At 70.9% G+C, this 26,877-nt stretch carries 25 protein-coding genes, 1 pseudogene and 1 riboswitch; of the genes and pseudogenes, 5 read left to right on the plus strand and 21 right to left on the minus strand.

Annotation, left to right across the window (positions count from 1 at the left end):
• From MFF30_RS15545 to MFF30_RS15560, 4 genes and pseudogenes are all read right to left on the minus strand, one after another.
• A pseudogene (locus MFF30_RS15545) lies at positions 1 to 868 on the minus strand (polyribonucleotide nucleotidyltransferase); the annotation flags it as partial.
• Positions 869 to 1,073: 205 nt separating this feature from the next.
• A complete protein-coding gene (rpsO, locus tag MFF30_RS15550) occupies positions 1,074 to 1,343 on the minus strand; it encodes a 30S ribosomal protein S15 (protein WP_055950756.1) in 270 nt (89 codons plus the stop codon).
• Positions 1,344 to 1,562: 219 nt separating this feature from the next.
• Positions 1,563 to 3,074 (minus strand): calcium-binding protein, encoded by a 1,512-nt coding sequence (locus MFF30_RS15555; RefSeq protein WP_238280294.1) that lies wholly within the window; start codon positions 3,072 to 3,074, stop codon positions 1,563 to 1,565.
• 169 nt (positions 3,075 to 3,243) lie between these two features.
• The gene (locus tag MFF30_RS15560; protein WP_238280295.1) at positions 3,244 to 4,290 is read right to left on the minus strand and encodes a threonine aldolase family protein; all 1,047 of its coding nucleotides are present in this window, start codon (positions 4,288 to 4,290) and stop codon (positions 3,244 to 3,246) included.
• Positions 4,291 to 4,353: 63 nt separating this feature from the next.
• Positions 4,354 to 4,466: riboswitch (SAM-I-IV-variant riboswitch) on the minus strand.
• A 122-nt stretch (positions 4,467 to 4,588) separates the two neighbouring features.
• Between MFF30_RS15560 and MFF30_RS15565 the strand changes: the two genes are divergently transcribed.
• A complete protein-coding gene (locus tag MFF30_RS15565) occupies positions 4,589 to 6,064 on the plus strand; it encodes an amino acid permease (RefSeq protein WP_238280296.1) in 1,476 nt (491 codons plus the stop codon).
• A 215-nt stretch (positions 6,065 to 6,279) separates the two neighbouring features.
• Here the strand turns inward: MFF30_RS15565 and MFF30_RS15570 are convergent, their stop codons facing one another.
• Complete coding sequence (locus MFF30_RS15570) at positions 6,280 to 6,921, minus strand: class I SAM-dependent methyltransferase (protein ID WP_238280297.1); 642 nt, start codon at positions 6,919 to 6,921, stop codon at positions 6,280 to 6,282.
• The gene (locus tag MFF30_RS15575; RefSeq protein WP_238280298.1) at positions 6,918 to 8,165 is read right to left on the minus strand and encodes a BtaA family protein; all 1,248 of its coding nucleotides are present in this window, start codon (positions 8,163 to 8,165) and stop codon (positions 6,918 to 6,920) included. The genes MFF30_RS15570 and MFF30_RS15575 overlap by 4 nt, the downstream gene beginning before the upstream one ends.
• Positions 8,166 to 8,419: 254 nt before the next feature.
• On the opposite strand from MFF30_RS15575, the gene MFF30_RS15580 reads away from it, so the two are divergent.
• The gene (locus MFF30_RS15580) at positions 8,420 to 9,250 is read left to right on the plus strand and encodes an alpha/beta fold hydrolase (protein ID WP_238280299.1); all 831 of its coding nucleotides are present in this window, start codon (positions 8,420 to 8,422) and stop codon (positions 9,248 to 9,250) included.
• A 20-nt stretch (positions 9,251 to 9,270) separates the two neighbouring features.
• Here MFF30_RS15580 and xth read toward each other — a convergent pair whose 3' ends face one another.
• A complete protein-coding gene (gene xth / locus MFF30_RS15585; RefSeq protein WP_238280300.1) occupies positions 9,271 to 10,080 on the minus strand; it encodes an exodeoxyribonuclease III in 810 nt (269 codons plus the stop codon).
• 169 nt (positions 10,081 to 10,249) lie between these two features.
• On the opposite strand from xth, the gene MFF30_RS15590 reads away from it, so the two are divergent.
• A complete protein-coding gene (locus tag MFF30_RS15590) occupies positions 10,250 to 10,999 on the plus strand; it encodes a lysophospholipid acyltransferase family protein (RefSeq protein WP_238280301.1) in 750 nt (249 codons plus the stop codon).
• A gap of 13 nt (positions 11,000 to 11,012) precedes the next feature.
• On the opposite strand, the gene tatC is transcribed toward MFF30_RS15590, so the two are convergent.
• The 6 genes from tatC to argS form a co-directional block, all read right to left on the minus strand.
• On the minus strand, positions 11,013 to 11,813 hold the full coding sequence (gene tatC / locus MFF30_RS15595) for a twin-arginine translocase subunit TatC (RefSeq protein WP_238280302.1): 801 nt from the start codon (positions 11,811 to 11,813) through the stop codon (positions 11,013 to 11,015).
• On the minus strand, positions 11,810 to 12,373 hold the full coding sequence (gene tatB, locus MFF30_RS15600; RefSeq protein ID WP_238280303.1) for a Sec-independent protein translocase protein TatB: 564 nt from the start codon (positions 12,371 to 12,373) through the stop codon (positions 11,810 to 11,812). The genes tatC and tatB overlap by 4 nt, the downstream gene beginning before the upstream one ends.
• A 118-nt stretch (positions 12,374 to 12,491) precedes the next feature.
• Positions 12,492 to 12,764 carry a twin-arginine translocase TatA/TatE family subunit gene (locus MFF30_RS15605; RefSeq protein ID WP_238280304.1) on the minus strand — a complete coding sequence of 91 codons (273 nt, stop codon included), beginning with the start codon at positions 12,762 to 12,764 and terminating at the stop codon, positions 12,492 to 12,494.
• Between the two features lie 211 nt (positions 12,765 to 12,975).
• Positions 12,976 to 13,983 carry a beta-N-acetylhexosaminidase gene (nagZ, locus tag MFF30_RS15610; protein WP_238280305.1) on the minus strand — a complete coding sequence of 336 codons (1,008 nt, stop codon included), beginning with the start codon at positions 13,981 to 13,983 and terminating at the stop codon, positions 12,976 to 12,978.
• Positions 13,984 to 14,287: 304 nt separating this feature from the next.
• Positions 14,288 to 15,712 (minus strand): SPOR domain-containing protein, encoded by a 1,425-nt coding sequence (locus MFF30_RS15615; RefSeq protein WP_238280306.1) that lies wholly within the window; start codon positions 15,710 to 15,712, stop codon positions 14,288 to 14,290.
• Between the two features lie 30 nt (positions 15,713 to 15,742).
• Positions 15,743 to 17,506 (minus strand): arginine--tRNA ligase, encoded by a 1,764-nt coding sequence (gene argS, locus MFF30_RS15620; protein WP_238280307.1) that lies wholly within the window; start codon positions 17,504 to 17,506, stop codon positions 15,743 to 15,745.
• 324 nt (positions 17,507 to 17,830) lie between these two features.
• Here argS and MFF30_RS15625 point away from each other — a divergent pair, with 324 nt between their 5' ends.
• Together MFF30_RS15625 and MFF30_RS15630 are read left to right on the plus strand one after the other, a co-directional pair.
• Positions 17,831 to 18,469 (plus strand): transglutaminase-like cysteine peptidase, encoded by a 639-nt coding sequence (locus tag MFF30_RS15625; RefSeq protein WP_238280308.1) that lies wholly within the window; start codon positions 17,831 to 17,833, stop codon positions 18,467 to 18,469.
• 206 nt (positions 18,470 to 18,675) lie between these two features.
• A complete protein-coding gene (locus MFF30_RS15630) occupies positions 18,676 to 19,365 on the plus strand; it encodes a transglutaminase-like cysteine peptidase (protein ID WP_238280309.1) in 690 nt (229 codons plus the stop codon).
• 31 nt (positions 19,366 to 19,396) lie between these two features.
• On the opposite strand, the gene MFF30_RS15635 is transcribed toward MFF30_RS15630, so the two are convergent.
• The 8 genes from MFF30_RS15635 to MFF30_RS15670 all read right to left on the minus strand — a co-directional run bounded on the left by MFF30_RS15635 (position 19,397) and on the right by MFF30_RS15670 (position 26,526).
• Positions 19,397 to 19,726, minus strand: coding sequence for a DUF6949 family protein (locus tag MFF30_RS15635; protein WP_238280310.1), 330 nt, complete (start codon positions 19,724 to 19,726; stop codon positions 19,397 to 19,399).
• 156 nt (positions 19,727 to 19,882) lie between these two features.
• Complete coding sequence (locus tag MFF30_RS15640) at positions 19,883 to 20,095, minus strand: DUF3126 family protein (protein WP_238246304.1); 213 nt, start codon at positions 20,093 to 20,095, stop codon at positions 19,883 to 19,885.
• Positions 20,096 to 20,255: 160 nt separating this feature from the next.
• Complete coding sequence (gene cysE / locus MFF30_RS15645) at positions 20,256 to 21,113, minus strand: serine O-acetyltransferase (protein WP_238280311.1); 858 nt, start codon at positions 21,111 to 21,113, stop codon at positions 20,256 to 20,258.
• Between the two features lie 239 nt (positions 21,114 to 21,352).
• The gene (locus tag MFF30_RS15650) at positions 21,353 to 22,264 is read right to left on the minus strand and encodes a helix-turn-helix transcriptional regulator (protein ID WP_373320915.1); all 912 of its coding nucleotides are present in this window, start codon (positions 22,262 to 22,264) and stop codon (positions 21,353 to 21,355) included.
• 410 nt (positions 22,265 to 22,674) lie between these two features.
• Positions 22,675 to 23,562 (minus strand): lytic transglycosylase domain-containing protein, encoded by an 888-nt coding sequence (locus tag MFF30_RS15655; RefSeq protein WP_238280313.1) that lies wholly within the window; start codon positions 23,560 to 23,562, stop codon positions 22,675 to 22,677.
• 214 nt (positions 23,563 to 23,776) lie between these two features.
• Positions 23,777 to 24,616, minus strand: a complete 840-nt coding sequence (locus tag MFF30_RS15660; protein ID WP_238280314.1) for a Cof-type HAD-IIB family hydrolase — start codon at positions 24,614 to 24,616, stop codon at positions 23,777 to 23,779.
• Positions 24,613 to 25,179: a gluconokinase gene (locus MFF30_RS15665; RefSeq protein WP_238280315.1), complete on the minus strand. Its 567-nt coding sequence runs from the start codon at positions 25,177 to 25,179 to the stop codon at positions 24,613 to 24,615. Before MFF30_RS15665 ends, MFF30_RS15660 begins: the two co-directional genes overlap by 4 nt.
• A gap of 63 nt (positions 25,180 to 25,242) precedes the next feature.
• Positions 25,243 to 26,526, minus strand: coding sequence for an alpha/beta hydrolase (locus MFF30_RS15670; RefSeq protein WP_238280316.1), 1,284 nt, complete (start codon positions 26,524 to 26,526; stop codon positions 25,243 to 25,245).
• Positions 26,527 to 26,877 lie beyond the last annotated feature (351 nt).

Genomic DNA, 26,877 nt, shown 5'->3' on the forward strand with positions numbered 1-26,877 from the left:
GACGGTGATGGCCGCCCTCTGCCCCGCCGAGGGCGGCCATCACCGTCGCCTTCACGGCGTCGACGGCGGCGTAGCGCTCCTGCTTGACGGTGTTCTTGTAGGCGGCGCGCAGATCCGCTTCGCAGACCTCGAGCACGGCGGCTTCCACGTCGCCGTGCTCGGGCGCCTGGAAGTTGCGGGGCTCCTTGGCGGCCTTCTCGGCGAGACGGATGATCGCCTCGATGACCGGCTGGAAATGCTTGTGGCCGAACATCACGGCGCCGAGCATGACCTCCTCGTCGAGCTCCTTGGCCTCGGACTCGACCATCAGGACGGCGTCCTGGGTGCCGGCGACGACGAGGTCGAGGGTCGAGGCTTCGAGGTCGGCGACCAGCGGGTTGAGGCTGTACTGGCCGTTGGCGTAGCCGACGCGGGCGGCGCCGATCGGGCCCATGAAGGGCACGCCAGACAGGGTCAGGGCGGCGGAAGCCGCGACCATCGCGAGGATGTCGGGATCGTTCTCGAGGTCATGGGTCAGGACGGTGACGACGACCTGGGTGTCGTTGCGCCAGCCCTCGACGAAGAGGGGGCGGATCGGGCGGTCGATGAGGCGGGAGACCAGGGTCTCCTTCTCGGACGGGCGGCCCTCGCGCTTGAAGTACCCGCCGGGAATGCGGCCGGCGGCGTAGGCACGCTCCTGGTAGTTCACGGTCAGCGGCAGGAAGTCGATTCCGGCCTTGGGCTCCTTGCCCGACACGACGGTGGCGAGCACCGAGGTCTCGCCGTAGGTCGCCATCACGGAACCGTCGGCCTGGCGGGCGACCTTGCCCGTCTCGAGGACGAGCTTGCGGTCGCCCCACATCAGCTCTTCGCGTTGGATATCGAACATATGTCTCACCTTCCTGCGGTCGGGCGAACCCGGCGCCGCCAGGGGCAAGATGGCGGGAGCGTCCTCATGGACGCCCCCGCGATCCTGTCCCCGGCGCACGCGCCTTCAAGTCGCCCGGGTCTTCGGGTGGCCGGACCCATTCCGGCAGCCCGAACTGTCAAAACGCGGCCCCGGGCCGGGCCCGGAACCGCGTGAACGCCGTCGCTTAGCGGCGGATGCCGAGACGCTCGATGAGGCTGCGGTAGCGGGCCTCGTCCTTGCGCTTGACGTAGTCGAGCAGCGAGCGGCGCTGCGAGACCATCTTCAGGAGGCCGCGGCGGGAATGGTTGTCCTTGCCGTGGGTCTTGAAGTGGCCGGTGAGGTTGGTGATCCGCTCGGTGAGGATCGCCACCTGGACCTCCGGAGAACCGGTGTCCTTGCCGCCGGTCGCGTATTCCTTGATGAGCGCGGTCTTGCGCTCTGCCGTGATCGACATCGCAGTGCCTTTCGGTACGGGTTTTCGGGAAGGGCGGCCTCGTCGCGAGGACCGCGCCGCGCTCGTGGAAGGCCGGTGCCGGGATGTCGTCCAGCACGGTCAGGCCCACAAGCAGCTTGTGCCCCGGCCCCGTTCGCACGGGTCGGAGCGGCGCGGACCATACACGAAACGGGGTGGGATGCCAGCCCCGGGCTGTCCGGCACGCCGCGTGGCGCGCGATCACACCTCGAAGAACGCGTCCTGGCCGATTCCCGTGACGCCCACGACGGTGACGAGGAACTCGCCCGTCGCGGTGACCCGGACGAGGGTGTCGCCGCCGGTCTCGACGAGGGTCAGATCCGGCGGCGTGAGCTCGCCGGCGAGACCGATCCGGTCGCCCTTCGCGAAATCCAGGATGACGTCGGCCGTCTCCCGCGTCGCGCCGCCGTCGCCCGCCGCGAACAGGAAGCGGTCGTTGCCGGACCCGCCGATGAGGACGTCGGCGCCCTTGCCGCCCCACAGGGTGTCCCGGCCCGCGCCGCCGTCGAGGCGGTCGTTCCCGCCCACGGTGGCGCTGCCCCCGGCATCGCCGAACAGGAGGTCGTCTCCGGCATCGCCGAACAGCAGGTCGTTGCCGCCGTTCCAGGCAGCGGGATCGACCCGGATGTCCCCGCGCGCATCCCCGTAGAGCACGTCGTCGCCCGCCCCGCCCGAGAGGGTGTCGTTGCCGTCCAGGATGAAGGCGGAGGGATCCTCGCTGATCATGTCGCCGCCGGCATCGCCCACGAGGACGTCGTCGTCGTCCCCGCCCCGGAGCGTATCGTTGCCGCCGCGCAGGAAGCTCGACCCGAGGCGCACCACGAAGTCGCCGCCGGTATCGCCGTAGAGGGTGTCGCGCCCGTCGCCGCCCTCGAGGATGTCGTGCCCGCCGTGGAAGACGGCCTCCTCGACCCGGATCTCGGCCGCGGCATCGCCGAACAGCGTGTCGTTGCCCGCCCCCCCGTCGAGCACGTCGTCGCCGCCCTGCGCGAAGCCGTCGCTCGACCCGGCGAACACGCCCGAGCCCGCGTCGCCGTAGAGCATGTCGTTGCCCCTGCCCCCTTCGAGGCGATCGGCGCCGCCATAGACCGAGCCCTCGGCCAGGGCGACGAAGCCGCCGCCGGTGTCGCCGAAGAGGCGGTCGCTGCCGTCGCCCCCCAGGAGGGTGTCCGCGCCCCCGACGATCCGCGCGTCCGAATCCAGGGCGACCAGATCGGAGACGGCGTCGCCGAACAGGCTGTCGTTGCCGGTGCCGCCGTCGAGGCTGTCGCGTCCGCCCAACACCTGGCTGTAGCGATCCGCGACGAAGCCGCCGCCCGCATCGCCCGCCAGGAGGTCGTCGCCGGTGCCACCGGCGAGCCGGTCGTCTCCACCCTGGATGATGGTGCCGTCGGGGTTGGCGGAACTAGGCCCGGCGGACAGGGTGCCGGAGGTGTCGCCGAAAAGGCGGTCGCGGCCGCCGCCGCCCTCCAGCCGGTCGTCGCCGCCGCGCACCAGAAGTCTGTCGCGGGCGAAGAACATACCGCGCACGTCGCCGATCAGGACGTCGTCGTCGGCGCCCCCGAGGAGGGTATCGGCGAAGCCGTCGACCTCGCTGTCGCCGGACACGTCTCCGACCAGGATGTCGTCGCCGCGCAGTCCGTCGATGATCTGTTCGCCCGGGCCGCCGGTGCGCCGGTCCGGTCCCGCGGTGCCGGTGATGAGAGTCGGCATGTTCGCCTCCCTGACTATGGAGGCTCGATACCTTTCGCCGGTCGAGGATCGGCGCAACACGCCTTAAGTCGTAGGGTCATCGACAATTCGATGCTGCGACTCCGGTGTCGCAGCCGATGATCGCCGTCCCGCGACGAATCGCGGCGCGGCGGCATTCGGAGACCCGGCCCTACGCCGCCCGCTGGCTCAGGGCGCGGATGTCATCCGCCAGGGCGTCGATCCGGGCCGGGTCCGAATCCCAGGCGAACATGAAGCGGGCGCCCCCACCGATGAAGGTGTAGAAGCGCCAGCCCCGGGCGCGCAGGGCCTCGAGATGCTCCGGCGCGGCGCGCAGGAAGACCGCGTTGGCCTCCACCGGGAACATCAGCGTGAAGGTGGGGACGTCCGCCACGGCGGCGGCGAGGCGGCGCGCGCAGGCATTGGCGTGGGCCGCGTGGGCCAGCCAGGCGCCGCCCTCGAGCACGCCGACCCAGGGGGCCGAGAGGAAGCGCATCTTCGAGGCAAGCTGTCCCGCCTGCTTGCAGCGATAGCCGAAATCCTCGGCCAATGCGGGCTCGAAGAACAGGATCGCCTCGCCCGCCGCCATGCCGTTCTTGGTGCCGCCGAAGCAGAGGAGGTCTACCCCCGCCTTCCAGGTCATCTCGGCGGGGCTGCAGCCGAGGCTGGCGCAGGCATTGGCGAAGCGCGCCCCGTCCATGTGCAGGCGCAGGCCGAGCTCCCGGCAGGTCTCGGCGATCGCGCCGATCTCGGCCAGGCTGTAGAGCTGCCCCGTCTCGGTGGGTTGGGTGATCGTCACCACCCGGGGCTTGGGGAAATGGATGTCCGAACGCCCCGTGGCGACGCTCCGGATCAGGGCCGGATTCAGCTTGCCGTCGGGGCTCGCCACCACGAGGAGCTTCGAGCCGTTGGAGAAGAACTCGGGCGCGCCGCACTCGTCGGTCTCGACATGGGCCGAGGCCGAGCAGATGACGCTGTGGTAGGACTGGCACAGGGAGGCCAATGCCAGCGCGTTGGCGGCGGTGCCGTTGAAGGCGAAGAACACCTCCGCGGCGTCCGTCTCGAACAGGGTCCGGAACGCGTCGGCCGCCCGCTTCGTCCACGGGTCCTCGCCATAGGCCGGCACCGAGCCCCGGTTGGCCGCCTCCATCGCGGCCCAGGCCTCGGGGCAGATGCCGGCGTAATTGTCGCTCGCGAATTGCTGGGGCTCGGGGGGCATGGTCGCTCTCGTCTGGCCAAGGTCCGCATCAGGAGCGCGGCGACCGACGGAGAGGAAATATGGCGAAGCCCGATTGGTTGCCGGTCCGGCCACATCCCCGCCGGATGCCGGAGGGTGCCACCTTGCCCGGGCGGGCAGGTTGGCGTCAGGGATCGCCCCGACTCTTGATGCTGGCCGATTTTCTACCAGAGGGGTGCCGGCCTGACAACACGGGCAGGTTGCCGCTCGGCGCGCGCTCCCCTGGCGCGCGATTTGCCCCGCGCGATGCGCGATCCACCGCCCCGCGAAGGTCCGGCCGATGATGGGCGACAGCCTCTCCGCACGCAAATCCGTCGCCGACATCCTGGCGGCCGACGCCGAGGGCGGCGAGGACACGCGCCTGCCGCGCGCCCTCTCGGCTTTCGATCTCGTGGCCCTGGGCGTCGGGGCGACCATCGGGGCGGGCATCTTCGTCCTCACCGGCACGGCGGCGGCGAACTATGCCGGGCCGGGCCTGACCCTGTCCTTCGTCCTCGGCGGCATCGCCTGCGGGTTCGTGGCGCTGTGCTACGCCGAACTCGCCGCGATGGTGCCCGCGCCCGGCAGCACCTACACCTACGCCACCGCGACCCTGGGCGAGGCCTGCGCCTGGATCATCGGCTGGGACCTCGTCCTCGAATACGCCATGAGCGCCGCCACCGTGGCGGTGGGCTGGTCGGGCTACGCCCGCTCGCTCCTCGGCCAGGTCGGCCTGCACCTGCCCCCTGCCCTCACGGCGGCCCCCTTCACCGCCCTGCCGGGCGGCGCCAGCGCGTGGTTCGACCTGCCGGCGGCGGCCATCATCGGCGTACTGACCCTGCTGCTGGTCCGCGGCAACCGCGCATCGACCCGGGTGAACGCCGTGATGGTGGTGATCAAGGTCGCGATCATCGTGAGCTTCGTCGGCATCGGCGCCGCTTACGTTGACCCGCATCTGTGGTCACCCCTGGTGCCGGAGAACACCGGGGCCTTCGGTGACTTCGGCTGGAGCGGGGTCCTGCGCGGGGCGGGCGTGGTGTTCTTCGCCTTCATCGGTTTCGAGACGATCTCGACGGCTGCGGGCGAGACGCGCAATCCGCAGCGCGACGCGCCGATCGGTCTCCTGGGTTCGCTCGGGGTCAGCGCGGTGCTCTACGTGGCGGTGGCGGCGGTGCTCACCGGCCTCGTCCCCTACCGGGCGCTGAACGTGCCCGACCCCATCGCCAAGGCGGTGGAGGTGATCGGGCTCGGCGCCTTCTCGGTGGCGATCAAGATCGGGGCGATCCTCGGCCTGACCACCGCGGCGCTGGCCGCCCTCTACGGGCAGGCCCGAATCTTCTACGCCATGGCGCGCGACGGCCTGCTGCCGCCGGCCTTCGCGCGGTTGCATCCGCGCTTCCGCACGCCGGCGGTCAGCCAAGTCACCATCGGCGCGGTGACGGCCCTGGTGGCTGGGCTGGTGCCGATCGATCTTCTCGGCGAGTTGGTGAGCATCGGCACACTCTTCGCCTTCATGGTGATCTGCACCGCCGTACTGGTGCTGCGCCGCACCGATCCGACGCGCCATCGTCCCTTCCGGGTCCCGGGGATGCCGGCGGTGCCGGTCCTCGGCATCCTGTCCTGCCTCGGCCTCATGCTCGGTCTGCCCGGCGACACCTGGCTGCGCCTGGCGCTATGGCTCGCCATCGGTCTGGCGATCTACTTCGGCTACGGCCGAAGGGCGGCGCGGCTGCGCCGGATGGGCGCGCCGGGCCTCGAGGAGGCTCCGGCGCGCTGACGCTCAGGAATAGTGGCGCGGGCTCGGGCGGCCGGAATAGCGGCGGCGCAGGTAGGAGACGAGCTTCGGGAGCAGGAAAGCGACGAGGAGCTTGCGCATGGAAAAATCTCCGGTTGGGATAGGCGGCCCGAGGAATGCCGCGTCGGGAGGCCAATGCGGGGCTGGGGCCGGACGTTCCGGAGCGGGCTGAATCAATCCGCAGCTGGTGGCACGCCTCAGCGCGCGATCACCGCGTGCACGCAGTAGCCTCGGAAGCGCTGCCGCACCTGCGCCCGCCCGCCCGCGGCCGAGGCGACGCGCGCGACCGCCTGCGGCAGGGTCGCGCGCGGCGTCACCGAGAAGGCGGCGAGCCAGCGGTTGAGGAGCGCGCAAACCGGCCACGGCAGCCCGGCCTGGCCGCCGAAATCCACCACGTGGAGCTCTCCGCCCGGCGCGAGGTGCCCGGCGGCCTCGGCCAGCACCCGCTCCCAGGGCGGGATCATCGACAGGGCATAGGAGATCACGATCCGGTCGAAGCGGCCCCGTCCGAACAGGGCCTCCGGATCGAAGTTCGTGGCGTCCCCGCGCGCGAGGCGGATGCGGGGCTCGAGCCCGGCGCGGGAAACGCTGCCGGCTGCGGTTTCGAGCATCGCGGACGAGACGTCGATGCCGTGGCAGGCCGCCTCCGGATAGGTGCGGGCGATGCGCACGAGGTTGCGGCCGGTGCCGCAGCCGATCTCCAGTACGGCGCCGCCCGGCGGCACGGCGAGTTCCGCGATCGCCCGGTCGCGCCCGAGGAGGTAGAACTTCCGGCTGGCGTCGTAGAGGTGGCGCTGGCGCCGGTACATCCGGTCCATCGCCTGCGCGGCGTCGCTCACGCGGCACGCAGGCGGTAGAGATGGAAGCCGCCGTAGATCGCCGAGCGGTCGCGGGACTGACCCGCGCGGCTCTCGGCCTCGGCATAGTCCCAGGCGCTCAGGATCGCATCCGGCACCCGGCCGGGCAGGCAGCGCTCGTCGGCGGCCGTGCGGAAGATGACCCGCGCGCCCGGCCGGGCGGTGCGGGTGATCTCGGTCCACAGGGCGGTCAGGTCGGCGTCGCTCATCCAGTCCTGCGCGTCGAGGAGCACGTAGGCGTCGGCGCTGGCATCGGGGCTCGCGGCCAGGAACGCCGTCATCGATTGCTGCCGGTAGCTCACCCGCCCGGCCCGTGCCCGCAGGGCCTCGAAGTGGCGCGGCTGCAGGTAGGGCGGCAGGGCGGCGTCGGGGCCCGGCGCGTAGCCCCGCCCGAAGGCCTGCCAGGCGAAGTAGTTTTCGCGCAGGTCGAAGTCGCAGGCGAGGCGCTCCAGGCGGTGGCGCAGGGCGTCGATCATGCCGCCCGGATGGTCCGCGGCGAGGGCGTGATACTGCGTCGGCGGGATCCCGAGCCCGTAGAGGGAGGCGGGCCGCCGGATCAGCCAGCGCACGAGACGCTTCTCGAACAGCGGCGCCACGTGCGCGTCGAACAGGACGCGCTGCTCGGCCAGGGTCCGCGCCGCGAGGATGGCGGAGAGGTCGCAGCCGTAGAGCCGCGCCAGCCGGTGCCCGGTCCCGATAAAGCGCCCGAGGAGGCCGTGCCGGAAGATGTTCTCCGAGAAGGCCGCGATGCGCCGGCGCCCGTCGAGGCGCCGGGCCTCCCAGTAGGCGCGCGCGGACGTGTCGAGATGGGGCGCGATCCGGACGTCGTAGGCCGCCACGTTGGCGGTGGAGTCTGCGCGTCCGAAGAAGCGCAGGTAGGACGCCGCGTCGGGAAGCCGGGTGAGGGCCGCGAGCTTGAGGCGTCCCAGGGCGATGTGCGCGCCGTTGAGGTCGACCGCGCTGATCCGCGCCGGATCGGCCGTGAGGTAGGACAGCACGTTGCAACTGCCCGACGCGATGGCGACGACGTGATCCTGCGGCCCCAGCGCCAGGGCCTCCAGATCGACCGCCGGGTCCTCCCAGATCTGGGGATAGACCAGCCCGCTGAAGGCCAGGGTGAACAGCCGCTCGGACAGGCCGGCGCGGGAGAGCGCCCGGCTGCGATGCACGGCCTGGGTCAGGCCGAGGCTGGTCTCGCGGCGGACCGCCCGTGCTGCTGAATTCATGCGGGCTCTCGGGCTGTCCCTCGGGGATGATGGACGCCGCCCCTACGCCTCGCGCATGACCGGCCGGTGACAGCGGATGCGGCCTAGGCTCGGCCCGCCGAGCGGGCTGTCGTGCAAGCGGGCAGGATGCCCGGGATTTCAGCAGGGCCGGCCGTGTCTCTCCGTCCCTGTCGAAGGTATACCTGAGGCCGTGGCGATCCGATGCCGCCCGGTCCGAGGTCATCCGTCGTCAGCGCAAGCCAGGGAGCGCCGCAATGGGAACGATCACCGTTAAGGATGGCACCGAGATCTTCTTCAAGGACTGGGGCCCGAAGGAGGCGCAACCCATTGTCTTCCATCACGGCTGGCCGCTGAGTTCCGACGACTGGGACAGCCAGATGCTGTACTTCGTCGGCCAGGGCTACCGGGTGATCGCCCATGACCGCCGCGGCCACGGCCGCTCCTCGCAGACCGCCACCGGCAACGCGATGGACACCTACGCGGCCGATGTCGTCGAACTCGCCGCCGCCCTCGACCTCAAGGGCGCCATCCATGTGGGCCACTCCACCGGCGGCGGCGAGGTCGCGCGTTACGTCGCCCGCGCGGAGGCGGGCCGGGTCGCCAAGGCGGCGCTGATCGGCGCGGTCACCCCCGTGATGGTCAGGTCCGAGGCGAATCCCGGCGGCCTGCCGCTGGAAGTCTTCGACGGATTTCGCGCGGCGCTGGCGACCAACCGGGCGCAGTTCTACCGCGACGTGCCGGCGGGCCCGTTCTACGGCTTCAACCGGGCGGGTGCCACGGTATCGCAGGGCGTGATCGACAATTGGTGGCGCCAGGGCATGATGGGCGGCGCCAAGGCGCAGTACGACTGCATCGCGGCGTTCTCGGAGACCGACTTCACGGAGGATCTCAAGGCCATCGACGTGCCGGTGCTGGTGATGCACGGCACCGACGACCAGATCGTGCCGATCGCCGATTCGGCCCTCCTGGCGCACCCGCTCCTGAAGCACGGTACGCTGAAAACCTACGAGGGGTTCCCGCACGGGATGTGCACGACCCATGCGGACGTGATCAACCCGGACCTGCTCGCCTTCTTCAGGGCCTGAGGTTTCGGGCCGGCGCCCGCCTACAGGTCCAGGGTCAGCGTCACCGGCGCGTGGTCGGAGGGGCGCTCCCAGCCGCGCGCGTGCCGGGCCACGGTAACGTCCCGGACCGTGCCGGAGAGGTCGGGCGAGACCCAGGCATGGTCGAGGCGCCGGCCCTTGTTGGCGGCGGACCAGTCCGGCGAGCGGTAGCTCCACCACGTGTAGATTTTCTCGGGTTCGGGCACGAGCAGGCGGGCGCTGTCGATCCAGCCCGCCTCGCCCCGCAGGGTCTCGAGCGCTTCCGTCTCGACGGGGGTGTGGCTCACCACGTCGAGGAGCTGCTTGTGCGACCAGACGTCGTGTTCGAGCGGCGCCACGTTGAGGTCGCCGACCAGGATTGCCGGACCGCTGACGCGGCGCTCGCCCCAGGCTCGCAGATCCGCCAGGAAATCGAGCTTGTGCGCGAATTTCGGGTTGCTGTCGCGGTCGGGCACGTCGCCGCCGGCCGGCACGTAGAAATCGTGCAGCACGATCCCGGCGGCCTTGCCGGCCTCCGGCCCCAGCACCGCCGAGATGTGGCGCGCGTCCTGGCGCTCGCAGAACGCCATCACCTCCCGCCCGAGGAGCGGAAAGCGCGACAGGATGGCGACGCCGTTATAGCCCTTCTGCCCCGCGAACACGACGTTCTCGTAGCCCGAGCCCCGCAGGGCCTTGAGGGGAAACGCGTCATCCGGGCACTTCGTCTCCTGCAGGCAGAGCACGTCCGGCTGGGTCTCGGCCAGGAAGCGCAGGACCGAGTCGATGCGCAGGCGCACCGAGTTGATGTTCCAGGTGGTGACGGTCAGGCGCACGGGGTTCGGCTCGCGTGGATCGGGAAAACGTTTAAAGGAACGGTCGCGCCTCGGCGCGGCGGGCCGGCATAGACCGGATCGCCGCCGCCGTCGCTGATGAAATGCCACGCTCAGGCGCTCCGATCCGTACCGGGTCGGGCGGCTTGAGCGAGATCGAGGGAACCACCCCGTGTCGCGCATCCGTTCCGGGCTCTTCAACGCCTACTGGGCCGGCTGGACCGGCCTGTTCATCGTGCCGCTGGCCGTGCTCGCCCTCCTGGGCGCGCCGCCCCGGCCCATCCGCGCCTTCACCCGCCTGTGGTCGCGCGGCATCCTGTTCGGGCTCAAGGGCATCGTCGGGCTCACCTATGTGGAGGAGGGCCGCGAGCGCATCCCGTCCGAGCCCTGCCTCATCGTGGCCAACCATCAGTCGGCCTGGGAGACCCTGGCCTTCCTCGTGCTGGTGCCCAACGTCGCGATCGTGGCCAAGCGCGAACTCGTGGCGATCCCGATCGTGGGCTGGTTCCTGCGCCGCTCGCCGATGATCATCATCGATCGGGCCAACGGCACCCAGGCCCTGCGGGTGATGATCGACGAGAGCCGCGCGGCGATCGCGCAGGGCCGCTCGGTGCTGATGTTTCCCGAGGGCACGCGCGGCGGCATCGCCGAGCCGGTCCAGTTCAAGCGCGGTGTCGAGCTACTCTACGCCAAGCTCGGCCTCCCCGTATTGCCGGTGGCGGTGAATTCCGGCCTGTACTGGCCCCATGGGGGCGCCCGCCACAGCCCCGGCGCCGTGACGGTGAGTTACCTCGCCCCCCTGCCCCCGGGCCTGAGCGGCGCCGAATTCATGCAGGGCACGCAAGGGGCGATCGATGCCGAGCTGAACCGCTGGCGTGACCCGGCCGTGCCCGCGGCGCCGCTCCGGGCCGAAGCCTCGTAAGGGAGCGGGGGCCTTACGGCTCCAGCCCCTCGGCTGCCCGCTGGGCCTTGCGGCGGCGTTCGACGCGGGCCACCGAGAAGATCGAGGCCTCGTAGAGGAGCAGCATCGGGATCGCCAGCGAGAGCTGCGAGATCACGTCCGGCGGCGTCAGGATGGCGGCGGCCACGAAGACGAGGACGATGGCGTAGCGGCGCTTCTCGCGCAGGAACGCGGTGTCGATGACGCCGATCTGCCCGAGGAGCGTCAGGATCACCGGCAGCTGGAAGGCGATGCCGAAGGCGAAGATCAGCGTCATGATGAGCGAGAGGTACTCGTCCACCTTCGGCAGGAGGGCGATGGTCGCCTCCCCCGGCTGTCCGATCTGCTGCAGCGAGACCGAGAACTGGATCAGCAGCGGCATCGCCAGGAAGAACACCACCAGGGCGCCCAGCACGAAGAACACCGGTGTCGCCACGAGATAGGGCAGGAAGGCCTGGCGCTCGTTGCGGTAGAGGCCCGGGGCCACGAAGGCGTAGACCTGCGTGGCGATGACCGGAAAAGCCAGGAAACCCGCGCCGAACACGCTGAGCTTGATGTTGGTGAACACCTGCTCGAGGAAGTGCGTCGCGATCAGCTTGGCGTTCTCGACCCCCACCACCGAGACGTAGGGGTAGACCAGCACGTTGTAGATGTGCCGCGAGAAGAAGAAGCACCCGAAGAACATCACCACGAAGGCGGCCAGCGACTTGATCAGCCGCGAGCGGAGTTCGATGAGGTGGTCGAGGAGCGGGGCCCGCGAGGCTTCGATCTCGGCGTCGTCGGTCTCGGTGCTCATCGGCCGGAATCAAGCTCGGGTTTGGCCGCTGCCTCGGGACGCGGGGGCGCGGCATGCGGCGGCTCGGTGGGGGGCGGAGACGTCAGCGGGTCGCCGCTCCAGGTGTGGGTCGCCGGGTGGGAGGGCGCCTCCGGCGCGGGGCCATGTGGCTGAGGCTCCTGCGGCGGAGATTCCGGCTGCGCGGGCGCCTGGATCGTGGGTTCCGGGCCGAGTTGCTCGGCAACGTTGGCGAGCCCTTGCGTCGGCGAGGGCGTCGTCTTCGTGGCGGTGCGTCCGTCGACGGCACCCTTCAGTTCGTAGCGGATGGTCTGGACCGGATTGAAGGTCGGCCCCATCGTGCCTGCCGATTTCTTGACGCCGTCCACCTCGCGGCGGATCTCGTCGAACTCGGCCTCCCGGATCGCCTCGTTGAACTGCGACTGGAACTCGCCGGCCATGCGGCGCATCTTGCCGGTGATCTGCCCGACCGTGCGCAGGGCCTTGGGCAGGTCCTTCGGGCCGATGACGATGAGGGCGACGCCGCCGATCAGCATCACCTCGCCCCAACTCATGTCAAACATGGTGTCGACTGTCCCGCGACCGCGCGCTGTCCATCAACGGCGCGCAGGCCATGGCAGGTCACGGCGGATTCCGCCAGACCCGCGTGGCCGCATGCGCCTCACTTCGACGACGCGCGGGTCAGACGACCTTGCGGTCGGCCGAGACCGTGTTGCCCGAGACCGTGTTGGCGGTGGCGGGCTCGCCCTGGTGGGGGAGCGTGCGCACCGGCTCGCCCGCGCTCGGCGGCGGCACGGCGGTGGTGGCCGGCGTCTCGTCCTCGGCCATGCCCTTCTTGAAGGCCTTGATGCCCTTGGCGACGTCGCCCATCAGGTCCGAGATCTTGCCGCGGCCGAACAGCAGCATCACGATGCCGGCGACGATGATCCAGTGCCAGATACTCATGCTGCCCATGGCAACCTCCCGCGCCGCAGCCCGAACGCTGCGCGGCGCCGTCTCGTGTGTCGGTTGTGAGCGAACCTAAGGATCGGGCACCCCGAGCACAAGAAGTGCGGGTGACGCGCGCTCCGTTCCGATCGCCGCAGCGCGGGCATGCAAGTTCGCGGCCCGCCGCCAGTTCATAGACCAGCCGCGCGCCGTTGTCGCCTGATCCGGGCCCGCGCGCTCAGGCGGCGAGGGACAGGGCGGCGGCGAAGCGAGCCCGGGCCTCGTGCACGTCGAAGGCGTCGGGGCCGGCGGGCAGGCGCGCCAGGGCGGCCTCGGCCCGGCGCAGGGCCGCGCCGGCCAGAACCGGGGCCCCCTCGGCGACGCCGCGCATCTCGTCGGCGTCGCCGTTGCAGTGCAGGCCGACGTCGATGCCGGCGGAGAAGCAGGCCTCGGTGCGGGCGCGGAATGTCCCCTGGAGGGCGTGCATCGAGAGGTCGTCGGTCATCAGCAGGCCGTCGAAACCGATGGCGCCGCGGATGACGTCGCGGATCACGCGGGCCGACTGTGTCGCCGGGTGGACGGGATCGAGCGCCGTGAGCACCACGTGGGCGCTCATGGCCATGGGCAGATCGGCCAGTGCCCGGAAGGGGACGAAATCCTGGGCGCTCAACGCCTCCAGGCTCGCCTCCACTACGGGCAGCCCCTTGTGGCTGTCGCAGCCGGCGCGGCCGTGCCCGGGAATATGCTTCATCACCGGCAGCACGCCGCCCTGCATCAGGCCCTCGGCCACGGCCCGGCCGATCTCGGCCACCCGGCCGGGGGCGGTGTCGTAGGCGCGGTCGCCGATCACGTCGTGGGCGCCGGCCACCGGCACGTCGAGGACGGGGGCGCAGTCCACGTTGATGCCGACGCTGGCGAGATCGTGGGCCATCAGCCGGGCGCCGAGATGCGCGATGGCCGCGGCCGAACCGTTGAGGCCGCCGAAGCGACGCCCGGCCGGGTAGGCCGGCCAGTGCGGCGGCCCCATGCGCTGCACCCGGCCGCCCTCCTGGTCGATCAGGATCGGGGCGTCCGCCCGGCCCACCGTGGCCCGCAGGGCGTCGGTGAGCGCCCGGACCTCGTCCGGCGTGCCGATGTTGCGCTTGAACAGGATGAAGCCCCAGGGCGCCATGTCCCGGAAGAACGCGGCCTCCTGGCCTGAGAGGGTCTTGCCGGCGCAACCGAGGATCAGGGCACGGGAGGTCATGGCGGTGGACGCGTCCTCGGGGATGGACCGGAGCCGGCTCGGGGGGAGCCGGAAGAGAAACGTGAGATATCGATTCGACGGCACCGGCATCACCGCCGGATGGGGCCGGAAAATGGTCGGACGCGATGGCGGCGCACGCAAGGGCGGGCGCGTGGCTCCGGGGCCACAGGGCCGTCCGGATCGGGGCAGCGCCACGGGCATCGTGACGGAACGCGGATCCCGCGTCCCGTCACCGCTCACCGGTCCGAAGGGGCCGCCCTGAGTGTGGAGTTAGTTCGGGTTCGGGGTCAGTTCAGGTCCGGTGTCAGTTCTTGGCCACGAAGCACTGGCCGCCCGCGCCCTGAAGCTGGGTGCACAGGCTGGTCGCCTCGGTCTTGCCGAGGGGGCCGACTCGGACGCGGTAGATCGTCTTGCCGTTGACCTCGGCCTGGCGGATCAGGGCGGGCTGGCCGGAGAGCTGGTTATACTTGCCCTGCATCTGCCGGAAGGTGGCCTGGGCCTCGCTCTCGCTGGTGCGCACGCCGAGCTGGACCGCGTAGCCGCCTCCGCCGCTGGCCGCCGCCGCCGCGGGGGGCGGGCTCGCGATGGCCGAGGTCGATTCCGGCGCCACGGCGGCGACGCGCTGGGGGGCCTTGGGGCGCGGGGCCGGGGCCGGCTCGGCCTGGGTCGGGGCGGGCGCCTCCGCCACCGGCGTGGTGGCGACCGGCGGCGGAAGCCGGGCGGCGCGCTGGCGCAGTGAGCCGTTGGCGGGCGCGCCGTCGGCGGCGGCGCCCGGAAGGGTCATGGTCGGGATCACGGAAGCCGGCGTCGCGGTCGCCTCCGCCGGGGCTTCGCGCTGGGGCGGCGGGGGCGGCGTGTCGGGCTTCACCGAGACGGTGCGGACCCGGCGGGGCTCCCCGAGGGAATCGGTGAGGCCACCGCCCTGCTGGCCTTGAGCCTGAGGGGTCTGCGCGGCGCTGCCCGGGGTGGCGCCGCCCTCCGCCGAGCCCAGGGCCGCGCGGGCGGCCTGGGCGACGTCGAGGGGTTGCTCTTCGCGGTTGACGATGCGGATCTGGCCGTCCTTGGCGGTGCGGTCGTAGATCTGCTTGTTCTGGTCCGGGATCTCGACGCCGTCCGCCTTCTGCGGCGCGATCTTCAGGGGCGCGGTGTCGGCCATGATGGTCGGAACGCCGCCGGCACCGCCGGTGCTCCCGTGCAGGCCGCGCCAGGCGAGGGCTCCGGTGACGCAGAGGGCGAGGACGCCGAGGCCGGCTCCCACCGAGACGAGGCGGCTGCGCTGGCGCGGCCGCTCCAGGGGGCGGACCCGGGCGTCGGCATCGTTGGGCGCGAACTCGGCGGCGTTCGCATCCGGGTAGGGCTCCTGGGGATCGCGGTAGGCGCCGTGATCGACGGAGGCGAGATACTGGTCAAAAGCGTCAGCGTTCGAGCCCGCCTGCGGCGCCGGCTGCTGGGCGTAGGTCTGCGGCGCATAGGGCTGGGCCGGCGCCTCACCGAAGCTCGGCTCGACACGGGTCCGCCCGGCCACCTGGGCGTCGCGGGCCTGGAGCAGGGCCCGGAACGGATCGTCCTGCCCGACGATCCGGGCGAGCTCGGCCAGCGGGTCGGCCTTGGGGGCGGCCGCGCCGGCCACGGGCTGAACCTGGGCGGGCTGAACCGGCGCCTGGGGCTGCTGCAGATCCCGCGCGAAAGCGTCGAAATCGACTGTCGCTCGCGAAGCGTTCGTCGTCATGCCAGCATCCCTCTTCACGCCGAGATCACCTCACCGCATTTCGTCCGGCGCGGTGACGCCCAACACCGCGAGGCCGAAGGCGACAACGCCCCGCAAAGCCTCAACGAGGGCCAATCGAGCCCGAGTGGAGTTTCGGTCGTCAGGATTAATAAACCGTAATTGCGGCAAGTCTTTGCCCTTGTTCCACAAACCGTGGAGCGAGCTTGCGAGTTCGTAGAGGTAGAACGCCACGCGATGCGGTTCGTGCGCGCCCGCCGCGGCCTCGATGACGCGCGGGTATTGCGCGACGAGCCGCATGATCTCGATCTCGCCCGGGTCGGTGAGAAGCGCGAGGTCGGCCTCGGCGAGCAGGCCGTTCCGCGAGAGGTCCTCGCCCGGCATCGCCTGCGCGGCCTGGCGGAACACCGAAACGCAGCGCGCATGGGCGTACTGCACGTAGAAGACCGGGTTCTCCTTCGACTGTTCCACCACCTTGGCGAGGTCGAAATCGAGGGTGGCGTCGTTCTTCCGATAGAGCATCATGAAGCGGATCGCGTCGCGGCCGACCTCGTCGACGACCTCCCGCAGGGTGATGAACTCGCCCGCGCGCTTGGACATCTTCACGGGCTCGCCCGCGCGCAGCAGCCGCACCAGCTGGCAGAGCTTCACGTCGAGGGTGGCGTGCCCGTCGCTCACCGCCTTCACGGCGGCCTGCATGCGCTTGACGTAGCCGCCATGGTCCGCGCCCAGCACGTCGATGAGGTCGGTGGCGCCCCGCGCGATCTTGTCCCGGTGGTAGGCGATGTCGGAGGCGAAGTAGGTGAAGGAGCCGTCCGACTTCAGCAGCGGCCGGTCGACGTCGTCGCCGAACTCCACGGTGCGGAACAGCGTCTGCTCGCGGTCCTCCCAATCCTCGGGGAGCTGGCCCTTGGGCGGCGGCAGGCGCCCCTCGTAGACGAGCCCCTTCCCCCGGAGTTCGGCGAGGAGAACGGGGACCGCCTCCTTCAGGGTGGCTTCCGAGAAGAACACGTCGTGGTGGATGCCCAGACGCTCGAGGTCGGCCCGGATCAGGTCCATCATCGCGTCGATGGCGAAGGCCCGAACCAGCGGGAGCCATTCCGTCTCCGGCTGGTCGAGGAGAGCGCGGCCATGGGCCTCGGCGAGGGCCTGGCCCACGGGCACGAGGTAGTCGCCCGGGTAGAGCCCCTCCGGCACCGGGCCGACGGGCTCGCCGAGTGCCTCGCGGTAGCGCAGGAAGGCAGAGCGGGCGAGCACGTCGACCTGCGCGCCGGCGTCGTTGATGTAGTATTCGCGCGTCACGTCGCGCCCGGCCGCCACCAGGAGGTTGGCGAGCGCGTCGCCGAACACCGCGCCGCGCCCGTGGCCCACATGCATCGGGCCGGTGGGGTTGGCCGAGACGTACTCGATGTTGACGCGGCCCGCCGGCGAAGCGCCGCTCGCCATCGTGCCCCGACCGTAGGCCTCGCCTTCGGCGAGGGCGGCCCGCACCACGGCATGGAACGTGCCCGGGGCCAGCCGCAGGTTGATGAAGCCGGGGCCGGCCACTTGTGCCTCCACCACGTCGGGGTCGGCGCGCAGGGCGGCCGCCAGGGTCTCGCCGAGGGCCTTCGGGTTGGTCTTCGCCTCCTTGGCCAGCACCAGGGCGGCGTTGGTGGCGAGATCGCCATGGCTGGCGTCGCGGGGCGGCTCCACCACCACGCGGGCGAGGTCGAGTCCCTCGGGCAGTTGCCCGGACCGGATGAGGCCCTGCACGGCCGCGCGGACGCGGCCCTCGAAGGTGGCGAAGATGTTCATGGCACGACGAATCCGCTTCAGGGGCTGGGCGGGGTCTTGGTGCGGGTCTTGACCCCGCCGGCTCGCCCGCCAGCCCGGATCGGAGGGGCATAGCAAGGGCGCCCGCGGGTGTCACGGCGGAGCTCCGCATCGCACCCGGAGCGGGATGGTTACCGTACCCTTGGGGGAATCGCGCGGGTTCGCGGCATCGCCGTGAGGTGGCGTTGGGCCTGGCACGCGAGAGGCGCCGGGCCGCGCCGAATCGATAAAATTGCACGGATCGACTTCAGCGCGGGACAGGCTCCGTGGCGGCACGATGACGGCGTTGGACTTGAGGACGCCGCCATGGGCAGGACGAAGACGATCGCGCTGGCACTTCTCGCAGCCTTGGCCGCGACGGTAAGCCCGAGCCAGGCGCAGACCCAGGCCGGCCTGCCCATGCTGTCCTTGCCCTCGCCGACCCCCTCGGCGCAGCCCCTGCACGAGGCCAAGCCCCTGGCCGCCTGGTCCGGCTTCTGCCAGCGCTACGCCGCCGAGTGCGCCATCGACCTCAACGAGGCCCCGCGCATCACCCTCACCCCCGCCACCTGGGCCACCATCGCGGCGGTGAACCGCCGGGTGAACCGCACCCTGCGCCCCCTCACCGATATGGATCACTGGGGCGTGCCGGACCGCTGGGACCTGGCCGAGGACGGCGCCGGCGACTGCGAGGATTATCAGCTCCTCAAGCGCAAGCTCCTGGCCGAGGCCGGCCTGCCGCGCCGGGCGATGCGCATGACCGTGGTCATCGACGAGAAGGGCGAGGGCCACGCCGTGCTCACCCTGATCACCGACCGGGGCGACTTCGTGCTCGACAACAAGGTCGGCGATGTGCTGGCTTGGCACCGGACCGGCTACGTCTTCATCAAGCGCGAATCGGCCGAGACGGTGGCATGGGTCTCGCTTGGGGGTGTCACCTCGCCGGTCACGACCGCCAACCGCTGACGGTTGGCCGCCCCGGCGCGGGTTCCGCCCGGCAGGCGAACGGGAGCGATGTCCCGTGCCGTCCCGCGACGATGACACGAAAACCACATCGTCACGCGGAACCTTCTCCTGCGCTCGCGGGTTAACGGGGGTTTAACTTTCCGATTGAGCCTCGGCCGCTCCCGTGCAAACTTCGTCGTCTCACGAGGGACGGCAGGGCGACCGGCATGCGGCACGCGATTCTGCGAAGTGGTGATGGGCTCGCGCCGGGCTGGGGGCGCCGGGTCCTGTGGCGACGGATCGGTCGCGCGGTTCAGTTCTCCCTGGTGGGCTCGATCCTGCTCCTCGGGGGCGCCACCACGGAGGCGCAGACCGTCGCCGCCCTGCCCGACGCCCCACGGGTCGATGCGGGTCCGCCCGCCCGCCCGGTCGCGGCCTGGACCGCGCTGTGCGCGCGGATGCCGGCCGAGTGCGCGGTCGACACGAGCGAGCCCGCCATCATCACCCTGACGCCGCGCATTCGCGACCTGCTTGCCCGCGTCAACCGCCGGGTGAATGCCCGGATCAAGCCGATCACCGATCTCGCCCATTGGGGCGTGGTGGACCGCTGGGACTATCCCGATGACGGTTTCGGCGATTGCGAGGATTATCAGCTTCTCAAGCGCCGGATGCTGGTGGAGCGCGGATTGCCGCGCCGGGCCCTGCGGATGACGGTGGTGATCGACGATATCGGCGAGGGGCACGCGGTGCTGATGGTCCGCACCGATCGGGGAGACCTCATCCTCGACAACAAGACCAACGCCGTGCTCTCGGCCCCCGCCACCGGGTACACCTTCATCAAGCGCGAGGGCCAGGACGGTCTCGCCTGGGTCACCCTCAACGCAGGCGCCTCGCCGGTGGCCACCGCCAACCGCTAACGGCGGCGGCGAGCCGGGGATCACGGGTCTTTCAGAGGCCCGTGATCAGGTGCGCGAGGTCGAGGGCGATGCGGCCCGACATCAGGCTCCAGCCGCAGGCGATGATCGTGGCGATCATCACGAAGGGGATCGGTCGCCGCTCGAAGCGCCGCCCGCGGACCGTGTTGCGCAGGATGATGAAGGGCGCCCCGAAGGCCAGCATGGGCAGGGCCGCCACGGCGGTGACGCCGCCGCGCTCGAGCAGGCTGAAGCTGGCGCGGCGCGCGGTGAAGAGTTCGAACGCACTCGCGAGCAGGCCCGACAGGGCGAGGCCGACGCAGAGGGTCTGGAGGGATTCGATGGCCGAGGGGCTGAGAGTCATGACGCGAACGCTCCAGCATCGAGAACGATGTGGAGCGCACTGTGCCGCGTCGTTTACGAAACGTTAAGGGTTTCCTGCCGTCAGGGTTAAATCCGCGCACAGGGTCCTGCGTCGCAGGAGCGTGCGGCGGACCCGTCGATCCGGCAGGCGAAGCCCCTAATCCTCGAGGTCGATGTCCAGGATCGCCATGGCGAAGTTGAACGAGCGGTCGCCGTCCTCGTCGTCCACCGAGACCACGCCCAGGAACTCCTCGCCGATATAGACCTCGGCCGAATCGTCCTTCTTGGGGCGGGGAACGAGGCGGATGTTGGTGTTGGCGAAGGTGCGGCGGAGGTAGTCCTGCACCTTCGCAATGTCGGTCTTGTTCACGCTGATCGCCTCTCGCGTTGGGATCGGGGCCTCCGGCGCACAGGACGGCGCGCGGCATGCCGCGGGGCTCGGCCGGGCGCGGCCTTGGGCCGGGCTGGCCCCCGCTTGCCACGCCATCGGGGGATGGGCAAGCGGGGCTGAGTCCCAAGCCCGAGCGCCGTCAGATGCCCTCGGCCATGTGGATGAACTGATCCATGGCCACGAGCTGGTCCATGGCCCGCGACGGCTCGGCGCAGCCGGCGGTTCCCACCACGCGGGCCGGCACGCCGACCACGGTGGTGTTGGCGGGAACCGCGCGCAGCACGACGGAGCCGGCTGCGATGCGCGCGCAGGCGCCCACCTCGATGTTGCCGAGGATCTTGGCCCCGGCCCCGATCATGACGCCGTGGCGGATCTTCGGATGGCGGTCGCTGCCCTGCTTGCCGGTGCCCCCGAGGGTGACGGCATGCAGGATCGAGACGTCGTCCTCGATCACCGCCGTGGAGCCGACCACCAGCCCGGTGGCGTGGTCGAGGAAGATGCCGCGCCCGATCCGGGCCTGCGGATGAATGTCGGTCTGGAACACCTCCGAGGACCGGCTCTGGAGGTAGAGTGCGAGGTCGCGCCGGCCCTGCCCCCAGTACCAGTGCGCGAGACGATGCGCCTGGATCGCGTGGAAGCCCTTGAAATACAGGACCGGTTCGATGGCCCGGCTGGTGGCCGGGTCGCGATCGAGCACCGCCGCGATGTCGGCCCGGAAGGCGCGGCCGAGGTCCGGATCGGCGCCGATCGCCTCGTGGAAACCGTGGGCGACGAGTTCGGCCGGCAGGGAGACATGCCCGAGGCGGGCCGCGACCCGGTGGGCCACCGCGCCCTCCAGGGAGGCGTGGTTGAGAATCGTGGCCACGATGAAGGAGGCGAGCTGCGGCTCCTCCCGCACGATCGCCTCGGCCTCGACCCGCAGGCGCGCCCAGATTGGATCGCAGACGGCGAGCGGCTCGGACTCCTGCACTGCGACCGGGAATGCACTGGCGGACATTGGGGCCTCCTCTGGGCCGGCCTCTCAAGCGCCGGGAGGCGGACCGCCCCGTGACGACCCCCGCTGGGTGGTCGCCGGGACGACGCATCCGCCCCGCGGCGTTCCGGTGGATGGTTCGTCTGTCATCGGCGATCTCAGCAGACCGAATTGCCGCCGAGTCGCATGTCCGTAGCTTGGTGTGCCTCGGGCGGTCGATCAAGACCGGGCGGTATCCGGGCCGAGCGGAGGCGCGCCGATCGTCAGGCGCGGCGGCGCTGGTCGAGATCGCCGAACCGGGCCTCGATCGCCTCGGCGAGGCGGTCGACCATCACTTCCACGGGGACATCGGAGGTGTCGACCACGGACGAGGCGCGGGCATAGAGCGGCTCGCGGCTGGCCAGGACCGCGCGCAACTCCTGCATCGCGGACGGGTGGTCGCCGGTGGTGGCGAGGTCGCCCTGGTCGCGCACCCGCTGCATGTGCTCCTCGGGCCGGGCCCGCAGCCAGATCGTGAAGAAGGCCTGGAGCAGCAGGTCGTAGGTCAGGGGCTCGGCCACGATGCCGCCGCTGGTGGCGAGAACGAGGGGGCCGGGATGCTCGGTGAGGCGGCGCAGGGCTGCCTGCTCCAGCCGCCGGTAGCCTTCCTGCCCGTAGATCGCGAAGATCTCTTTCACCGAGAGGGCGTTCTCGCGCTCGATCTCGGCGTTGAGTTCCACGAAGGTCCAGCCCAGGCGGTCGGCGACCCGGCGTCCGAGGGTCGACTTGCCGGCCCCGCGCAGGCCGATCACGGCGACGCGCGGCTGTGGTACCTCGCCGCTCGCCGAGGATTGCCCCGACAGGATTCCCTTGGCCAGGGCGATCTGCTCGGGTGAAGCGTTGCCGAGGAGGTCACGGATCACGTGCCAGTCCGGGCCGATATCCTGCCCGGCGATCAGGTCGTCGAGGCGCACGCCCATCGCGTTGGCGACGCGGCGCAGCAGGATGATCGAGACGTTACCCTGTCCGCTCTCGAGCTGCGCGATGTAGCGCTCCGAGAGCCCCGAGGTCTGCGAGAGGAGCTTGCGAGACAGGCCGCGCACGGTCCGGGCGTGACGGACCCTCCGGCCGAGCTCAGCCAGGAAGATCGATTCTTGTTCTGCCGCGCCGGCCATGCCGTCGTCCGCTTCCTCGATGCGCGCCCAGGTGGTCGGACCTGCGCGCCGGTTGCAATACAATAGGCGCTTGGTTCCAAGAATCGAACGATACTTGGAAGTATGGTGCCTGAATATGTTCGTGGCTCCTGACAGAGGAACACCGGTTCGCACCGTTGTCCCGAAGGCGCCCCGTCTCGCGGATGCTGCAGCGATCGTGCCCGACCGGCCTGACTGCAGTTCACCGCATTGCACCATGTGAGACTAGGCAGGCCGCGACGCAAGCCATTCCGGACATTCGAACCGGTGGAAAACCTTTTCCGAGGGTCGGCGGCGCTGAGGCCGGGCCGGCGCGCGTTGGCCTGAAATCTGCCCGTCAGGCGGGTCCGACCGCGTTCTGGCGGACCGTTTCGGGTGGCTTTCCCGTTTCCGGCAGGGCGAAGACCCCGCCCTTACTGAACCGGCAGGGCCGAGGCCTCGAGGATGGTGCCGGTCGCGGGCGCCTTCTTCGCGACGATTGGCCGCCCGACCGACGCCAGGGCGAGGGCCGAGGGCCGGCGCGGCGGCAGCGGCACCTCGATGGTCTCGCTGAAGGCCGCCTCGACCGGGGCGCCGGTCTGGACCACGGTCGGGGCCAAGCCGGGATTGGGGCTGATCGCCGGAGCCGCGGCGCTCGGAGCCGGTTCGGGGGCCAGGGCCGCCACCTCCGTTGTGGTGAGGCCCGCCAGGGAGGCCGGACGGCGCGGCGGCAGCGGCACCGCGACGACGTCCGTCGGTATGCCGTTCGCCGCGGGGCTCGGAGCGTAGGCGAGCGCGGTGTTGGCGGCGGCGACCGACGGCGTGGCGGCGCGCGCGAAGACGCTGCCGAAGGCCTCGCCGGATTTCGGCGCGTCGATGTCGTCGGGGACGCTGGTCTCGATGCCGAGGCGTTTGGCGGCGTAGTAGTAGCCGCGATTGTAGAAGCCATAGGCACGGGCGATGTCGCCCTTGGCGGCACGGTAGGCGCCCGCCAGGTAGGCGATGCCGTAGCGCAGGTTCACGCGGGGATCGAACAGCCCGGCCGCGTCGCCCTGGTAGCCGAGGCCCTTGGCGGTGGCGTGCTTGATCTGCATCAGGCCGAGGGCGCTGCCGCCCTTGGCGTTCGGGTTGTAGTTGCTCTCGCGCTTCACGACCTGGTGGACGAAGCTCGACGGAACGCCCTGGGCCTTGGCCTGCTGCTCGATCAGCGCGTCGATGTTGTCCCGGGCCGCCGAACCCTGCGCGGTCGCCTCGCCGGGCGCGAGAACCCCGCAGGGCACGGCGACCGCCACGACGGCGAGGAGCAGGAGGCGCTGGTTCATACGGAGACCCGGATCGACCTTTTTCTTGGATGGCCAAGGTCCGGTCGAATTGCGGCCGGAAAGCGGCTCGGGCCGGGTCAGCGTGGCCGTTTCCCCATGTGCTGTGGCGCACATGGCACAGGTGTGCCGGGTGCGCGCCGATTGTACCGGAGCCGATTCGCGAACGGGCTCAATGCCCTCCGGCATTTGTGCGGGGGTCTGCCGGCGCGCCGCCTCAGCGCCGCAAAATGAATTTTGCGATGGCCTTGGCGAACCCGTCCGCGTCGTTTCCGGCCGTCACCGCCCGGGCCGCCGCCTGCACGGCCGGGGCGGCGTTGCCCATCGCCACGGAGAAGCCGCTGCGCGCGAACATCGGCACGTCGTTGCCGGCGTCGCCCAGGGTGGCGATGCGGGCCGGGGGAATGCCGAGGTGCCGGCTCATGGCGTCGACGAAGCCGGCCTTGCCGACGCCCGGCGGGGTCACGTCGAGGTAGTAGGCCTGCGAGCGGTGGACGTCGGCGTCCTCGCCCAGCGCGGCGGCGACCCGCGCCTCGCAGGCCGCGAGGTGGTCCGCGTCCGCGCTCACCCCCACGATCTTGGCGGCCCGGCCGAGGAGCGGTCCGAGATCATCCACGGCGTGCGGCTCGGTGAGCAGGGTGCGGCGCTCGAGATCGGTGTAGGGGCCGTGCGGGTCGGTGAGGTTCCAGCGCCCCTCGGCGAAGACCCAGATGGCGAGCCCGGCCTCCGAGAAGAGCCGGGCCGCCGCGCGGGCGGCCTCGGCCGGGATCAGGGTCTCCGACAGGATGGTGAGGTCGGGGGCCACCAGGGTGCTGCCGTTGAAGGCGCCCATCGGCAGCGTGAGGCCGAGGTCTGCCGCCAGCGGCTTGAGGCCGATGGGGGGCCGGCTCGACGCGATGGTGAAGGCGATGCCCGCCTCGCCCAGGCTGCGCACCGCCGCCCGGGCGGCCGGCGTCAGGCGCTTGTCAGAGGTGACGAGGGTGCCGTCCACGTCCGAGATTACCAGAGCGATGTCGGCGGGGGCCATGTCCGAGAACGGATGGGACGAGGTGCTCATGCGGGGTTTCGGGGCTCCTGTGCGCCCTCCTCCAATCCCGCCCGAACCGCGATCGTTGCGGCGATGGCCTCGGGTGGGCCCTCGATGCCCACCGCGATCGCGTTTTCCTCCGGCCCCGGCGGCTCCAGGATGGCGAACTGGGTGTCGAGGAGGGCCGCCGGCATGAAGTGCCCCCGGCGCAGCGCCAGGCGCCGGTCGATCAGGTCGCGGTCGCCCTCGAGGTAGACGATCCGGACCGCGTCGCGCCCCCGCACGAGGACGTCGCGATAGGCCCGGCGCAGGGCCGAGCAGACGACGATGCCGGGCTCGCGCGCCTGCAGGCGCGTATCGATCCAGGCGCCGATCGCGGCGAGCCAGGGGGCACGGTCGTCGTCGTCGAGGGGATGCCCGGCCCGCATCTTGGCCACGTGTTCCGGGCTGTGGAAGCTGTCGCCGTCGACGAAGACCCAGCCGAGGCGCTCGGCGAGGCAGGCCGCCACCGTGCTCTTGCCGGACCCCGACACCCCCATCACCACGAGGATGCCGGGCTTGTCGCCCGGCGCCGGATTCGAGGCTGACGACATCGCGCTCTCCTGTGCCGAGCCTGCTCCTTAGCAGGCTTTGCGGCGGAATTCGGCGGCGCGGCCTCAGGGGGCGAGGATTGCGGGGCCGGGTTCCGGCAGGACTGGGTTCAGCACCCGCTCGCGCAGGCGCTGGGGGCCGAGCGTCATCGCGAAGAAATCGTAGTAGCCCCGTTGATCGTTGGAGAGGAGGAACTGGAAGTGCATCCGGAAGGGCCGCCAGCGCACCTTCATGTAGGTCTCCGCGCTGATGATCTCGCGGAACCGAGCCGAGCGCACGAGGGGGTTGGCCGCCGGCCGGCCCCGGAGGTCGAGGTCGAGATCCTTCACGGGGTTGAAGCCCGGGAAGTTCATCCAGTCCTGCGGCGCCTGGAAGTCGACCCAGACGAGGCGGCGCGATGTCACCAGGGTCGCGATCTCGTCGCGCAGGCGATCGACGCGTGGCTGCAAGGCCACCAGCGGCAGGCCGGAGCCCAGGGTGACGAGGGCGAGCGTCTGCCCGGCGCATCCCAGGTCGGGCGCGCGGGCGAGCACGCGGGCCGCCACCTCCACCGCCGTCAGGGCGCCCGAGGAATGTCCGAGGATCATGACCTCGTCCGGGATGTCCCCGGATTCCGCGAAGGCGGAGCAGCGGGCATGGACGTGGTCCGCGAAGAGTTCGAGGCGGCGCTCGTAATCGGGGCGGCTGCCCCGACCGTGCTGCCAGTTGAAGACCCAGTCGTTCAGGAGTTGCCAGAAGAAGATCCGGTTGAGGAGCGCCTCCATCGCCTTCACCCAGGCGAGGCCGATGACGAGCCCGGCCGGGATCGTGGCCCAGAGCGGCCAGCCGAGGCTGTGCGCGAAGCCCGTGCCGAGATGGGCATGGACGAAGGCCGCGATGGCCACGGTGCAGAGGGCGAGGACCACGACCATCAGCAGGGGGTAGAGGATGACGTTTCCGTACTTCCAGTTCAGCCGGTAGAACCGGACCATCATGCCGGATGTGATGGCCTGGAGCGTGCCCACCACCAGGAGGGCGACGCTGACGAGGCGCAGGCGCTGGAAATCGTTCCGGACGATGTCGTCCCAGAGCAGCACGTCGTAGCTGGTCTCGGCGCCCCCGGTCTCGGGCTGCGCGGCCACGCGCCAGCTCTGTACCGTCTCGTCCGCGTTCATCGTGGCGCGGGTGATGCTGGGCTTGGGTTCGCCGAAGCGCTTCGCGTAACGCGTCAGTTCCCGGACGAACAGCATCCGGTAGCGGCTGCTGCCCTCCGGATCATACCCTGGAACGTAGAAGACGTGCCGGCGCCGGACGGCGCCGGGGACCCCATCCGCAAGGCCCGGAGGTGTATAGTCGAATGACGAAGTCATGGATTCGGGGGTGCCGAGAAATCTGATCTCGACAGATACCAGATCTGCGTAGGGTGAGAACGCTTATCTCGGTGCGATGTTCGACGTCGCCCAAATGTGAATCTCGCGCGGACAGGCGGTGAGTAGCGGGGATGGTTTCCCGTTCCTGGCCGCTCCCGGGCGAAGTGTGACCCCACCGCCACGGACATGGTTGCGGCAATGGTCTAGGCAGCCAATGAGAGAAACCGACAGGCGACCCTGCATGCGCGCACTTCCTCTGGCCCTTTGCACCGCCCTGGCGGTGTCGGGCTGTTCGTCGATCCTGCCTGCGGCGGGTCCGACGACCAGCGCGGTCGTGGAGGGGGCCGACGT

Source organism: Methylobacterium goesingense, assembly GCF_022179225.1.
In the GTDB taxonomy this organism is placed as follows: Bacteria; Pseudomonadota; Alphaproteobacteria; order Rhizobiales; family Beijerinckiaceae; genus Methylobacterium; species Methylobacterium goesingense.

Bases quoted from the DNA above. Each gene is read 5' to 3' on its own strand.
- rpsO (WP_055950756.1), bottom strand. From the start codon at position 1,343: ATGTCGATCACGGCAGAGCGCAAGACCGCGCTCATCAAGGAATACGCG.
- MFF30_RS15625 (WP_238280308.1), top strand. From the start codon at position 17,831: ATGGGCAGGACGAAGACGATCGCGCTGGCACTTCTCGCAGCCTTGGCC.
- MFF30_RS15575 (WP_238280298.1), bottom strand. From the start codon at position 8,165: ATGAATTCAGCAGCACGGGCGGTCCGCCGCGAGACCAGCCTCGGCCTG.
- MFF30_RS15630 (WP_238280309.1), top strand. From the start codon at position 18,676: ATGCGGCACGCGATTCTGCGAAGTGGTGATGGGCTCGCGCCGGGCTGG.
- MFF30_RS15580 (WP_238280299.1), top strand. From the start codon at position 8,420: ATGGGAACGATCACCGTTAAGGATGGCACCGAGATCTTCTTCAAGGAC.
- argS (WP_238280307.1), bottom strand. From the start codon at position 17,506: ATGAACATCTTCGCCACCTTCGAGGGCCGCGTCCGCGCGGCCGTGCAG.
- cysE (WP_238280311.1), bottom strand. From the start codon at position 21,113: ATGTCCGCCAGTGCATTCCCGGTCGCAGTGCAGGAGTCCGAGCCGCTC.
- MFF30_RS15615 (WP_238280306.1), bottom strand. From the start codon at position 15,712: ATGACGACGAACGCTTCGCGAGCGACAGTCGATTTCGACGCTTTCGCG.
- nagZ (WP_238280305.1), bottom strand. From the start codon at position 13,983: ATGACCTCCCGTGCCCTGATCCTCGGTTGCGCCGGCAAGACCCTCTCA.
- tatB (WP_238280303.1), bottom strand. From the start codon at position 12,373: ATGTTTGACATGAGTTGGGGCGAGGTGATGCTGATCGGCGGCGTCGCC.
- MFF30_RS15635 (WP_238280310.1), bottom strand. From the start codon at position 19,726: ATGACTCTCAGCCCCTCGGCCATCGAATCCCTCCAGACCCTCTGCGTC.
- MFF30_RS15555 (WP_238280294.1), bottom strand. From the start codon at position 3,074: ATGCCGACTCTCATCACCGGCACCGCGGGACCGGACCGGCGCACCGGC.
- MFF30_RS15560 (WP_238280295.1), bottom strand. From the start codon at position 4,290: ATGCCCCCCGAGCCCCAGCAATTCGCGAGCGACAATTACGCCGGCATC.
- tatC (WP_238280302.1), bottom strand. From the start codon at position 11,813: ATGAGCACCGAGACCGACGACGCCGAGATCGAAGCCTCGCGGGCCCCG.
- MFF30_RS15565 (WP_238280296.1), top strand. From the start codon at position 4,589: ATGATGGGCGACAGCCTCTCCGCACGCAAATCCGTCGCCGACATCCTG.
- MFF30_RS15605 (WP_238280304.1), bottom strand. From the start codon at position 12,764: ATGGGCAGCATGAGTATCTGGCACTGGATCATCGTCGCCGGCATCGTG.
- MFF30_RS15655 (WP_238280313.1), bottom strand. From the start codon at position 23,562: ATGAACCAGCGCCTCCTGCTCCTCGCCGTCGTGGCGGTCGCCGTGCCC.
- MFF30_RS15670 (WP_238280316.1), bottom strand. From the start codon at position 26,526: ATGACTTCGTCATTCGACTATACACCTCCGGGCCTTGCGGATGGGGTC.
- MFF30_RS15660 (WP_238280314.1), bottom strand. From the start codon at position 24,616: ATGAGCACCTCGTCCCATCCGTTCTCGGACATGGCCCCCGCCGACATC.
- MFF30_RS15665 (WP_238280315.1), bottom strand. From the start codon at position 25,179: ATGTCGTCAGCCTCGAATCCGGCGCCGGGCGACAAGCCCGGCATCCTC.